Origin of the sequence: Paenibacillus vietnamensis (assembly GCF_020169515.1) — a bacterium.
GTDB lineage: Bacteria > Bacillota > Bacilli > Paenibacillales > Paenibacillaceae > Pristimantibacillus > Pristimantibacillus vietnamensis.
The window spans coordinates 165,336-177,767 of the sequence record NZ_JAHMHW010000008.1 but is presented as its reverse complement, the minus strand read 5'-3'; the positions used below and the strand labels follow the sequence as shown (position 1 = coordinate 177,767).

8 protein-coding genes are annotated in these 12,432 nt (G+C 53.8%); all 8 read right to left on the bottom strand.

Going from position 1 to position 12,432, the window contains the following annotated elements; all coding sequences use genetic code 11:
* Positions 1 to 196: 196 nt before the first annotated feature.
* The 8 genes from groL to KP806_RS16990 all read right to left on the bottom strand — a co-directional run bounded on the left by groL (position 197) and on the right by KP806_RS16990 (position 12,075).
* Positions 197 to 1,825 carry a chaperonin GroEL gene (gene groL / locus KP806_RS17025; RefSeq protein ID WP_224724915.1) on the bottom strand — a complete coding sequence of 543 codons (1,629 nt, stop codon included), beginning with the start codon at positions 1,823 to 1,825 and terminating at the stop codon, positions 197 to 199.
* A gap of 81 nt (positions 1,826 to 1,906) precedes the next feature.
* Positions 1,907 to 2,188, bottom strand: coding sequence for a co-chaperone GroES (gene groES / locus KP806_RS17020; protein WP_028609403.1), 282 nt, complete (start codon positions 2,186 to 2,188; stop codon positions 1,907 to 1,909).
* A gap of 287 nt (positions 2,189 to 2,475) precedes the next feature.
* Positions 2,476 to 4,599, bottom strand: coding sequence for an alpha-galactosidase (locus tag KP806_RS17015; RefSeq protein WP_224724914.1), 2,124 nt, complete (start codon positions 4,597 to 4,599; stop codon positions 2,476 to 2,478).
* Positions 4,592 to 6,145: an extracellular solute-binding protein gene (locus tag KP806_RS17010; RefSeq protein ID WP_224724912.1), complete on the bottom strand. Its 1,554-nt coding sequence runs from the start codon at positions 6,143 to 6,145 to the stop codon at positions 4,592 to 4,594. Before KP806_RS17010 ends, KP806_RS17015 begins: the two co-directional genes overlap by 8 nt.
* The gene (locus tag KP806_RS17005; protein WP_224724911.1) at positions 6,142 to 8,331 is read right to left on the bottom strand and encodes a helix-turn-helix domain-containing protein; all 2,190 of its coding nucleotides are present in this window, start codon (positions 8,329 to 8,331) and stop codon (positions 6,142 to 6,144) included. The genes KP806_RS17010 and KP806_RS17005 overlap by 4 nt, the downstream gene beginning before the upstream one ends.
* 185 nt (positions 8,332 to 8,516) lie before the next feature.
* Positions 8,517 to 10,091 carry an extracellular solute-binding protein gene (locus tag KP806_RS17000; protein WP_224724978.1) on the bottom strand — a complete coding sequence of 525 codons (1,575 nt, stop codon included), beginning with the start codon at positions 10,089 to 10,091 and terminating at the stop codon, positions 8,517 to 8,519.
* Between the two features lie 57 nt (positions 10,092 to 10,148).
* On the bottom strand, positions 10,149 to 11,033 hold the full coding sequence (locus tag KP806_RS16995; protein ID WP_224724910.1) for a carbohydrate ABC transporter permease: 885 nt from the start codon (positions 11,031 to 11,033) through the stop codon (positions 10,149 to 10,151).
* Between the two features lie 124 nt (positions 11,034 to 11,157).
* Positions 11,158 to 12,075, bottom strand: coding sequence for an ABC transporter permease (locus tag KP806_RS16990; RefSeq protein WP_224724909.1), 918 nt, complete (start codon positions 12,073 to 12,075; stop codon positions 11,158 to 11,160).
* Positions 12,076 to 12,432 lie beyond the last annotated feature (357 nt).

The following is a 12,432-nucleotide window of genomic DNA, read 5'->3' as shown; positions in this document are numbered from 1 at the left end:
TCCAATCCCTTTTAGCCTAAATTCAGCACTTCTGTTCTTTACAATTGCAATTGTACTCAATAACGAACAATGCGTCAATAGAATCATTTGATATTGTTCACGTATAGGTACAAATACGCAAAGAACCTCCCGCAAGATTACATCTTGCAGGAGGTTCTCCTCATACGTTATTGCAGAGCAGGGATTATCCCCCTTTTTACATCATTCCGCCCATTCCGCCCATGCCGCCCATGTCAGGCATAGCCGGTTTGTCTTTCTCAGGCTTGTCGGCAACAACCGCTTCGGTTGTCAGGAACATTGCCGCAACGGAGGCCGCGTTTTGCAGAGCGGAGCGCGTTACTTTAGCAGGGTCAACGATACCTGCTTCGAACATGTTCACCCACTGGCCGGAAGCTGCGTTGTAGCCTACGCCGATTTTTTCGTTTTTCAGACGCTCAACGATAACGGAGCCTTCTTGGCCGGCGTTAGCCGCGATTGTGCGGATCGGCTCTTCCAGGGAACGAAGCACGATGTTCACGCCTGTTTGCTCGTCGCCATCCGCTTGCACGGCTGCAACGGCGTTGTATACGTTAATGAGGGCAGTACCGCCGCCCGATACGATGCCTTCTTCAACCGCTGCGCGGGTGGAGTTCAAGGCGTCCTCGATGCGGAGCTTGCGCTCTTTCAATTCCGTTTCAGTAGCTGCGCCGACTTTGATAACCGCAACGCCGCCGGCCAGTTTAGCCAGACGCTCTTGCAGCTTCTCGCGGTCGAAGTCGGAAGTTGTATCTTCCAGCTGGGCGCGGATTTGGTTCACGCGAGCAGCGATGTCGGAAGAGTTGCCGCTTCCGTCAACGATGATCGTGTTTTCTTTGGTGATGCGAACTTGGCGAGCGGAGCCAAGCTGGTCAACCGTAGTCGATTTCAGCTCAAGACCAAGCTCTTCCGTAATCACTTGGCCGCCTGTAAGAGCAGCGATATCTTGCAGCATAGCTTTGCGGCGGTCGCCGAAGCCAGGAGCTTTAACCGCTACGCAAGTGAACGTGCCGCGAAGCTTGTTCACGATAAGGGTAGCTTGCGCTTCGCCTTCAACGTCTTCTGCGATGATCAGAAGCTGCTTGCCGGATTGAACGACTTTCTCGAGAACCGGAAGGATCTCTTGGATGTTCGTTACTTTTTTATCGGTGATCAGAATGTAAGGGTTGTCGAGAACCGCTTCCATCTTGTCTGTGTCCGTAATCATGTAAGGGGAAACGTAGCCGCGGTCGAACTGCATGCCTTCAACCACTTCAAGCTCCGTAACGAAGCCTTTGGATTCTTCAACGGTGATAACGCCGTCGTTGCCGACTTTTTCCATCGCTTCTGCGATCAGTTGGCCGACTTCTTCGTCAGCAGCGGAGATCGATGCAACTTGAGCGATCGATTGCTTGCCTTCGATTGGCTTAGAAATAACTTTCAGTTCTTCGACTGCCGCTTTAACGGCTTTCTCGATGCCTTTGCGGATAACCATCGGGTTAGCGCCTGCAGTTACGTTTTTCAAGCCTTCGCGAATCATCGCTTGAGCAAGAACGGTAGCGGTCGTCGTTCCGTCACCGGCAACGTCGTTCGTTTTGGTCGCTACTTCTTTAACAAGCTGAGCGCCCATGTTCTCGAACGCATCGTCAAGCTCGATCTCTTTCGCGATGGACACGCCGTCATTCGTGATGAGCGGGCTTCCGAATTTCTTCTCCAAAACGACGTTGCGGCCTTTAGGACCCAAGGTAACTTTAACCGCGTTTGCCAGCGCGTCAACCCCGCGAAGCATCGCGCGGCGTGCGTCTTCACTAAATTTAATTTCTTTAGCCATTGTTCGGTAAACCTCCTAATATAGTTGTAAGTAGTTTTCAAGCATACTTCTTCATTCTTCTATGTGACCCTTAAGGGCAGCTTATCCGAAAATTGCGTGAATGTCGCTTTCTTTCATGATCAAATACTCTTTGCCTTCGTATTTGATTTCCGTTCCAGCATATTTGGAGAACAAAACGCGGTCTCCTTCTTTCACTTCCAAAGCAACACGAACGCCATCCTTCAGCGTACCGCTGCCAACTGCTACCACTTTACCTTCTTGCGGCTTCTCTTTCGCCGTGTCCGGCAATACGATTCCGCTAGCGGTTGTTTCCTCTTTCGCGATTGGTTCGATCAATACGCGCTCACCCAAAGGTTTGATCATTGAAATAGCCTCCTTTTAAATCTGTCGCTTATCGAATTATTTCGTTAGCACTCATAAGCTTGAAGTGCTAACAACCATTTTTATCATACTCATTTTCGTATAACATTTCAAGTGCCTTATTTTAAATTTCTATTAACGAAAACTCCCGGGAGATTCGGCTCCACGCGTGAGCTCATCGGACTAGCTTCCCCATTCCATATCCTCTTGATACTATTGAATAGAACGCACAGCAAAAAAAGGCCGCCCGCGGCCTGCTGCGCCGGCGGGTCAGCCCCTTTCCTGCTCTCCTAATTCTCGCTCACGCCGAAATAGACGATCGCCGCATCCGCCCGGTCGAAGCTTGCTTCGATGACGGCCCGGCCGATGCTGTCGAAGACGACCTTCGCGTTGTCCGTATGCCATACCAACGGGTCCGCCTGGCGGGAAGTTATATACGTATGCCGGACCGGGCGGGGCCGGTCGAACGGCAAGCCGAACGAATTGGCGAACAGCACGACCGCTCCGCGCCCGTTCGCTGCGTTTATTTTCTCGTAAATCTCGGGATTGCTCCCGGCTTCGCCCCGGGTTACCGGATAGCTCGCCGTAATGTCCTCCCGAACTTGCTTATAGAGAAGAAGCAATTGCCGGATCCGGTCCGCGCCTTCCTCCGATACCCGCAGCAAATCGCCCCATATGCCGTTATGGCCGAGGATCAGGGAAGCTATACTGATGTTCCGGTTAGGCGCAGGGTCGTCGGGAAAATAATGCGTCAAAAACAAAATCGAAGGAATCCACTTGTCGTAAGCGTACGCAGAGCGGCACAGCATGCTGCGCGCGGGCCCCGGCTGGAAAAAGACATTATAATTGTAAAATTCGTCCGAAACGTCCGCGGGAATGTCGAAATTCGGAAAATACGGGCCGTTATTAATAAGAAAATATTTGCCCGCCTCCAGGAAGGACAACCCTACGCACCGGTAATCCTCCGTCACGTCGAAATCGACGATCGCCTCCGGAATCGCTTCGGAGACCTTCCGCGCAATTTCGACAAGCTTCAAGCTCAGCAGAAACGAAAAGCGCTCTCCCCGTTCTTCAGGCGACGCCATCTCTCCGCCATGATCGTGATGGGGGTCGTTGCAGCCGTATTGGCTGATCGCGTCCCACTTGAAATAGACGACGCCGAGACGCTTGGCGAGCTCGATCAGCTTCTCGGCGAAAGCTTCGCCGTACGGGCTGACCAGACACATCCGGACGCTCTCTTCCGTTTCCCATATCGGATGCGGCTTCTCCCGCACGCCGTTCCAGGATACGACGCATGACTCATGGGCCTTATACGCTTCGCTGCTCAGCGCGACGGCCTTCGGATCGAACCATAGACCCAGCTTCATGCCGTATCCGTCGAGCTTTTCCTTGATGCGGGCCAAGCCGTCCGGGAAACGCTCCGGACTGACGGACCAGTCGCCCGTTTTCACGAACCATCCGGTATCGATGACATACACGTCGATCCCCATCCGGTGGGCGGCATCAATTTCATTCAGAATATGAGTCAGATTCATCGAATCGAGATACCGTTTCTTGTTCCAGTACCGGTTCCTCTCCTGAAAATTCCAGGTGTTATAAAAAATATAAGGAGTCCGCGAAGCCGCATTTTCGCTCATATGGCGCAGCACGAACGTCCGGTAAGCCTCGGCCAGCGAAGACGTGTCCCCTTGTACGGCGCCAAGCTGCATCCATACGGAGCGATAGCCAACGTCCGCGTCGACCCGCTCCATATGGCAGTAATTCCCTTTGACCGCCTTCATCGACAGCGCTAACGACTGCGCATGTTCCGCCTGAAACCCGATATAGAGGTCGGTCGACGGCGAGCCGTGCTCATAGGCCAGCAGCATCGCATATCGGTCGTTAGAAGCAACGGTCAAAGGTCCGGCAAACACCAATTCATGGTCCAACTGTTCCCCGGTTACCGGATTTTCCGTCAGACGGTAGTGATGCGTGAGCTCATTAAAATCCGACAACTGCACCTCCAGCAGCCGTTCGTAACCGTTCAGCTCCAGCCGCGCATAAACGAGATTGTCCGTTCCTCCGTTTTTCGTCAAAAACCGTTCTTCGCCGCGTGCATATAATTGATAGGCAAAACGAACGACAGGACTTCCGTCCGAGATCCGGAAAATCATCTCCAGCATGAGCCGGTCATCCCCGCTGAAATCGCCGCGGAAGCGGTACTCCGTCCCGCCGCCGCGCAACCGCTCCGGTTGTCCGGTCCCGCGGATGCCCGCGAGCTCCGCGGCGTAAACCCGGCCGTCAAGCTCGAAAGCGGGCGGCTGGACGGTATACGCTTCCCCGGACGGTTTCAGACGGTACGTCCACAGCGCGTCCTTTTGCCCCAAGATGTCAATCCGGTAAACGTCGTTGCCTATTGCCAAAGCTTCATTCATCGTATCCACTCCCGTTGTTATCGTTCGGCGGTTCGGCGGCCCGGCCGGACAAAAATTCGTCGATTTGGCGCTGCAGCTCGGTTTGAATCCGTTTGGCGTACAAGCCGGCCTCGCTCTTAAAGGCAGCCCACAATTGCTCCGGCTCCGCAGCTCCGTTGACCAGCACGCTGTAATAGCGGTTTTCCAGCCTTTGGTATTGAAGCAGCTCGCTTGCAACCGGACTGCTGTCAAAGGAAAAACCGGTAAGCCGGTCGCGCTTGAAATGCCCGCCGTCCTTAATGAACCGGTTCGCGCGGATCGAATCCGCGTCCTGCGAGACGTTCAGCCGGTCGTGGGCGGGGTTCCAGATCCACGCGTACGGAAACCAGGAATAGCCGGTCCCGATCGGCATGTATAGCCCTTCTCCCGCGTCCTCCCAATCCTCGCCTTCGATCCCGTAGGCCAGCAGATCGTAATTATCCTTCCGGTTCGCCCAGTTAAGGAAGGCGACTGCCTTCTCCTTCTTGCGGCTGGATGCCGGAACGGCAATGAAATTGCCCTGCACGAAGTTGGATACATTGCTTCCCGGCGTGAACCGGTAAAAGGTAACCGCCTCCAGCTTCGCTCCCGGCACGTTAGCCTCCAGCTGCCGCTGAAGCTGGCTCGGCACTCCGAAATCATTCGACGTGCTTACCGCCTGCCCGCCCTTCGTCAATAAATCGTAATCGCTCCTCGTCGCCATAATATCCGGATCGATGATCCCGTCCAGATACAGCTTTCGGGCATGAAGAACGTACTCCCAGAACAGCGGCTCCATCCGGTCGAACAGATTGTATACCTTGCCGTCATTATTTTTATAGTAAAGCACGGCGCTTTGCCCGAGCGCGTGCGTAGAGCGGATATGCGTGTCATAGTCGAAGCGGAGCCGTATGCTCGCTTCTCCCGAATCGCCCGCCGTGTTGCTGGAGAACGGAACCATGCCCGGGAAGCTTTCCTTCACCGCATATTCGAACGCTACGAGCTCCTCGTAGCTGGAGATCGGCGGAATGCCCAGCTTCTCGCGTAGATCCCGCCGCACCAGATAGGAGTGATTGCTCGACGGCGTACCGGACTGGTAAGCGCCGAGGGGGATAGCCATAATCCGCCCGTCGATTTTGTTCGCTTCCCACATCGTTTCGGGCCTCGTCCGGACGAGCTCGGAGCCGTACTGCTGCAGCAGCCTTTCCAGCGGCTCGTAATAGCCCGCGCCGGCCATCCGGTTCAGATGCAGCCATGGCGCGTCGAAAATCAGGTCGACCTCCGCCCCCGTCGTCAGCAGCAGCTCCGTCTTTTGCGCCAAATCCGGCCACGCGACGAACTCAATGTCAAGCTTTACGTTCAGACTGTTTTTCATCCGCCGCTCGGCTTCCGCAATAACGGCATCCATCCGTTCAGGACGGCTTCCGGGCAGCACGATGTGCAGCGTAACCGCCTCCGGCCTCCCGATATCCGAAGAGCATCCCGCTCCCGCCGCAAGCAGAACAGCGATCGTACAGGCGAGTACCTGCCATTTTCCAAGCCGCATCATCCTTCATTCCCCCCGCCCGTGTCCGGGTGCCCGGCTTTCGAATATTTACGGTATTCGTTAGGCGTCATGCCGGTCGCTTTTTTGAACACGGTAAAAAAGTGGCTTTTGGTCAAAAAGCCCGCCATTTCGGCGATCTCGGTGATGGAGGAATCGGAATTTTCCATAAGCTCCTTCACATAGTTGATTCTGGTCATCAAAATGTATTCGGCGAGCGTAACCTGCAGATGATCTTTGAACAGCTGGCGCAAATAACCCGGGGACAAGGAAACATGATCGGCTATATCGTGTACGGACAGGCTCGGATTGTGGAGATTCGTATGAATGTAGGTCAAAATCTCCTTCACATGCTCTTCCTTGACGCTAACCGACTGATTCAGGTTCCGCCCCAGCTGTTGAATGATCGAATGCGACTCCAGGATCAGCCAGTCCTCCAGCTCGCTTAAGGAACCGAACCGGTCGACGAAGCTTTGAATGCCCTCCTTCGACTCCAGCGTGGTCAGATGCCCGAACGCCCGGTACAAGCGGTAGAGAATAAGCTTCAATTGAAACAGGCACTCCTCGTAGGCAAGGCCCTGCAAATGATGAAAGAGATCCCCTACGTTCTTCTCCACCTGCTCCTTCCTGCCGAACCGGATCGTATCCAGCAAGGCATTCAGCAGCTCGTCCTCCTCGGTAAAATTCACCAGCCTGGAAAATGCGCCCAAATCCTTTTCCTCGTAAACCTTCCGTTCCCCGGTCAAAAACTTCAGCAGCGTTAGCTCCAGCGCCCGGTAATACGCGACGCGGAAGTCGTCGTCGGCATGCAGCTTGCCGCTTAATGAGGAAATTGTATAAATATTCAAATAATTCGAAATTTGTTCTGCCGTCTCCTCCAGCGCATGGACAAGCGAGGACGACTCCGGCTCCCAGCAGCCGATCACAAACGCAAGATGGTCCGAGCCGAAATCGACGCCGAAGACGGTTCTTTCGTTTTTGCCGACAATCTCCGCCGCGATGTTATGAATCGCAAATTTCAGTAAATTTCTGGAGAAGAAGCTGTATTTATCGCAAAAGGCTTTGTAATCGTCGATCCGGATGATCGCGATGTAATAGCACGGATACCCGAGCAGCGACGTTTCCATCGCCAGCTCCCGCCTGTGATTCGGCAGCAGCCTTCCCTGAAGCAGCCATTGCCTGACCGCCTCCGTCCGGATGAGCTGCTTGTGGTTATCGACGAATTGGCGCAGGTCGACTACGCGCTCCTCGAGCAGCTGGAACCTCCGGTACGCGCTGCGCGTGTTCCAGAACAGTACCGTCAGCAGCAGAAGCAGAAGCAGCAGGGAGCTGCCGAGCAGAGCTCTCTGTACCCTGGAAGCCTCCTTCGTCACGCCGGACATTTCGGTCAAATAATAGATCGTCCAATTTTCCGCGGACACGCCGGAATAGCTCACCGACCATTTCCGCCCGGAAATCTTCGTTTCGTACTGGCCGCTTTCCCCTTGCGGAGCGCTCCTCAGCGCCCCCTTAAACTCAGGTGAGTCCAGACCGAGAATGATCCGGCCGCCCGCGTCCGTCACAATCGTCTCGATGCCCTCTTCCCTGCTGCTCTGCAGCAGATAGGTTTCAAGCGAAGCCCGGTTCAGGAGCATGACCAAATAACCGTTGTACGGCACGCCGCTTCGCGATGACGGCACAATCAGCGCCTGATGCGTCCTGCCGTTCACCTCGTGGGAGAAGTAGCGCAAGGACGCATCGCTGCGCTCGGTCAGGGTGCGGAGAATAAGCTGATCGTAAAAATCCTCGAACGTATATTTTCTCGTCCGGTAATCGATGACGCTGCGCGTCTTCATGTTGATCAGGTAGGCGGACTCGATTAACGGCTCGCTCGCGATATATTTGGTAAGCGCGGTTAGCGCGTCATTTTGCAGCAATCCCCTGTTATCGTCCTCGGGCGCCTGCAGCCAGTTCTGAATCGAGGCGTCCTGGTAAATGCTCAGACTGTCGTGCTTCAGCCGGTCGGTTACAAACTCGACATTCTGGAGCGTATGCCTCAGCTTCTGCATATTAAACCGGTCTATTTCCTGGTAGGCATGGTTCGAGAAGAGCTGGGACAAGTAGATCGAAAAAGGGGCGACCAGCAGTGTAAAAATAAGAGCGATAAATAGAAACAGACGTATATAGGGCCGTTTGGGCCATAGCTGCCTCATAGCTGCACCTCCAGTTATGGGGCAATGGCGCCCCATACGCTGGGGCGATTGCGGTGTTCTCCCCCCCATTGTACTATTTTTTCCTTTATGTGGATATACAAGCATGTGGCAATTGTTTGGCGGCAAGGATAGCGGCGGACCGCATGCGCCGCCATTTGCGCGCGGCAGAGTCCGCCGTCTCCCGTTTACTTGCCTTTGGCTGCCAGGAACGCATCCATTTGCTTCTGCATTTCAGCTACGATTTTGTCGGTTCCCGCTTCGTTCATCCGTTTGATATACTCGTCCACCGCCTTATCCACATCCGCCTCGAGGCCGAACAGCAGCTTCCTTCCGTATTCGTCGTACACCGCCTGCCGCGCGGTCAATTCCTGCTTGACGGGCTCGGTGTCGAAGTTAAAGCCGGCTACCAGAGGCATAACGTTGTTTTCATACTCGACATCCGCCTTCGTACCGTCAGCAAGCGCCTTGTTCGTATCGAAGGTGGAAGGAAGCCTCCACTGCGATCTCCAGAGCGCCCAGCGCCCATTCCATTCCAGGTATCCGTTCTGGGCGTCCATGCCATCCGGATAAGCTACCGTATCGACGCCGTCGATCTGCTTAATGACATAGGTTTTGTCTTTGATGCCGTACATAACCGCATTATAGTTTTCCTGGCTCGCGTTCATCCATTCCAGAAACATCATCGCCCGCTCCGGGTTGGCCGCGTTTTTGTTAATGCCGAGAAGGTTGCCCGCGGAGCCGGCCAGAGCCGATTTGCTGTCCGGATACATCATGTAGCCTTTCTTCTCGCCCGGACCGTTCAAGGTGCGGAACGCATCCTCCGTACCCCTGATAACCGCGGCGTATTTGCCGTCATCGATTCCGTTCACCGTTTCCTGCGGTGCGTTCATCGCGTTTTTCGGAATCCAGCCTTTCTCGTACCACGTTCTGCGGATTTTCGAAGCCTCGAGGAAAGCCGGCGTTCTTTCAAGCGGTACGATCGTTACCTTCGGATCGTTCAGATCGAAAGTCAAATCGAAGTTGCTTTGGCCGAACTCCCTGCCCAGGCTGTACTTGGTCGCCAAGGCGTTCATCGCATTATCCCAGTTGTTGATGCCCTGCGTCACATTGTTCAAAGCCAAAATGCCGGGCTCGTTCTTCGTGACGATATCGAGATAGTTTTCCAAATCCTCCATCGTCGACATCTGCTCCGGAATGTTGTACTTCTTGCGCAAATCCTCGCGGATCGTCGCGTAAGCCCTGTGCGTGGACGGATTGTCCGTCGGAATCGCCATAATTTTTCCGTTCACTTTCGCCCATTCCAGATTGTTGGTGTCGGTCAAATACTTTTTCAGGTTAGGCGCATATTGATCCATGAGGTCGTCGAGCGGAAGCAGGGCGTCGTTCTTCAGCATCGTCGGGAAAATAAACCAGTTGGCGTCGAAATACAAGTCGAAATCGTCCCCGGAAGCGGCAAGCAGCTTCATCTTGTCCTGATAGTCCGCCCACGGAATGAAATTAATGTCGAACTTGGCATTTAGCTCGCTTTTGCTCATTTGCTCGACGTTTGCCCATACCTCCTTCGTCTGCGGCGGCTCGGAGCCGACGAAATAGATTTTGAGCGTGACCTCCTCCAGCGTTTGCCCCGGCGCTGAATCCGACGGTTCATTCGCCGACGCGGTCGGCGTCGCCCCTTCATTGTTTGTGTTACTGCAGCCCGAGAGGGCGGTGACCAGCATCGCGGCGGCAAGCAGCCACCGCATGAACCCCTTTGCCTTCATCTTTTTCACTGGTATTCCTCCTTCTTCATATATGCCAACCTGCGCGCAGGTAACGGCCTAACCTTTTACTGCTCCAACCATTAAGCCCTTTACGAAATATTTCTGAAGGAACGGATACAGAAAAATAATCGGTCCGATCGTGATGATAGTCGCCGCATACTTGATGCCTTCCGTTGGCAGCCTCTCGCTGCCGATGATTTTCGTTGCATTTTCGCCCTGGGCGAAGATTGCATTGGACACGATTTCCCGCAGCAGCAGCTGCAGCGGCATGAGACTTTTCTCCTCGTTCAGCATGATGCCGAGCCACCAGTCATTCCAATATTGAAGGGATATGAACAGGGTTACCGAAGCGAGTGCAGGAACGGAGAGCGGCATAATGATCTGGAAAAAAATCCGCAGCTCCCCTGCTCCGTCAATCTGGGCGGACTCCCCGATTTCTTCCGGAAGCGATTTGAAATAATTGCGCAGCAGGAACATATACCACGCGTTGGCCGCATATGGGATGATAAGAGCGAGCAGTGAGTTTCGCAGGCCGAGATACTGGGTCGTAATAATATACCAAGGCACGATCCCCCCGCTGAACAGCATAGTGAAAAAGCAGTAGAAGGCGAGAACATTCCGGTATTTCAGCGTTCTCTTCGCGAGCGGATAGGCCAGCAGAGCATTGACCAGCAGGCTGAGCGCCGTGCCCAGAATCGTTACCGCGAAGGTGATTTTGTAGCCGCTTACGACTCTTCCCATGTCCGAGAACAGCAGCTTGTAGGAATTTGTGCTGAGGAGCTCCGGGACAAACGATATGCCGTTTGCGATCAGCACGTTCTCGTCCGTGAACGATGCGGTAAAGGTCAGGACGAACGGGACCAGACAGGCGAGAGCCACCAGGGACAGCGAGCCGATCAGGGCGGCCTGCAGTCCTCTTTCAGCCGTCGTTGGCGGGCGCATAGGGTTCCCTCCTTGTTGTTGTCGTTTCAAGCGTAAACGGCTGTCGCCTTCCTTTGGCGGCAAAAGCCCGTTTCGCGATGAAATATAAGTCAAGTATAAATTGAAATTTATACTTTCTTATATTTTAAAAAATGCTGCCCTCATCCTGGTATTTGCGGGCGATCTTATTGCTCACCAGCACGAGGCAGAAGCCGATGACGGACTGATACAGCCCGACGGCCGAGGACATGCCGACATCTCCAAGCTTTCTCAGCGTCCGGTACACATACGTGTCGATAACGTCCGCCGACGGATAAAGAATCGAGTTTTCCCCGATGATCGCATAGAACATTCCGAAATCGGCATACATTATTCTTCCGATGGCGAGCAGCGTCAGTATCGTTGCGGTCGGCATCAGATGGGGAATCGTAATATGCCGGATTTTGCTCCATTTGCCTGCGCCGTCGATCTCGGCGGCCTCATAATACGTCGCGTCGATGCCGGCCAGCACCGCCAGAAAGATGATGCTCGTATAACCCGCCGTCTTCCAAATGCTGACGAAGGTCATAATGAAGGGCCAGGCTTCGTACGAATTGTACCAGTCTTTGGCAGCGATGCCGAGGAGCTGGAGTCCCTGGTTGATTAACCCGTAATCAAAGTTGAACAAGGCGTAAGCGAACACGCCGACGACGATCCAGGAGATAAAATAAGGCAGCAAAATGCTGGACTGAATCGTCTTCTTCACTTTAAGGAACCGGACTTCGTTCAGCAGAATCGAGAGCGCTAAAGCAATCAGCGTTCCGAAAAAGATAAACGAAAAATTAAGGAAAAGCGTATTGCGGGTTACTCTCCAAAACGCGTCGGACGAGAAAAAAAATTGAAAATTGCCTAGCAGCGGCTTCGCCCAAGGGCTTCCGAACAGCCCCGTCGAGAAGCTGTATCTCTTGAAGGCGACAATGACGCCGGCCATCGGGAGATAATTAAATAGAAAAAACAGCAGGATGCCCGGGAAGGCCATCAGGTAGAGGGTCCGGTTTTTGACCAGCTCTTTTAGTACATGCATCCGTTCAACTCCTTCCATCGTGAATAAAGCGCTTTCTTCCCGACGCCCTCATTGTACCCACCCCCTGTCTGCTCCGGCAACAACGATTGCTGCGAAAACACTCCGAATACTCCTCATATTCGACTCATATAGGTAACGGCGGAGTCCGATTATTCGTTTTCGCAGCTTTTGTGCCAAGGTGAAACGGCTGTCGCCGTCCTTTGGCGGCGCGGTTTCATTCCGAGAAACATAGGCCAAGTATGGAGAAATCCTTTAATTACCTATATTTAGACAAAAAGAAACCGTTCTCTCGCAGAGTGGAGGAAACACCCCAGCTATTTACGAGAAGAACGGTTACCTTCCTAATGCTTATCAGGC

What these genes read in the sequence shown, in the direction of transcription:
- groL (WP_224724915.1), bottom strand. Translation starts at nt 1,825, where the DNA reads ATGGCTAAAGAAATTAAATTTAGTGAAGACGCACGCCGCGCGATGCTT.
- groES (WP_028609403.1), bottom strand. Translation starts at nt 2,188, where the DNA reads ATGATCAAACCTTTGGGTGAGCGCGTATTGATCGAACCAATCGCGAAA.
- KP806_RS17015 (WP_224724914.1), bottom strand. Translation starts at nt 4,599, where the DNA reads ATGAATGAAGCTTTGGCAATAGGCAACGACGTTTACCGGATTGACATC.
- KP806_RS17010 (WP_224724912.1), bottom strand. Translation starts at nt 6,145, where the DNA reads ATGATGCGGCTTGGAAAATGGCAGGTACTCGCCTGTACGATCGCTGTT.
- KP806_RS17005 (WP_224724911.1), bottom strand. Translation starts at nt 8,331, where the DNA reads ATGAGGCAGCTATGGCCCAAACGGCCCTATATACGTCTGTTTCTATTT.
- KP806_RS17000 (WP_224724978.1), bottom strand. Translation starts at nt 10,091, where the DNA reads ATGAAGGCAAAGGGGTTCATGCGGTGGCTGCTTGCCGCCGCGATGCTG.
- KP806_RS16995 (WP_224724910.1), bottom strand. Translation starts at nt 11,033, where the DNA reads ATGCGCCCGCCAACGACGGCTGAAAGAGGACTGCAGGCCGCCCTGATC.
- KP806_RS16990 (WP_224724909.1), bottom strand. Translation starts at nt 12,075, where the DNA reads ATGCATGTACTAAAAGAGCTGGTCAAAAACCGGACCCTCTACCTGATG.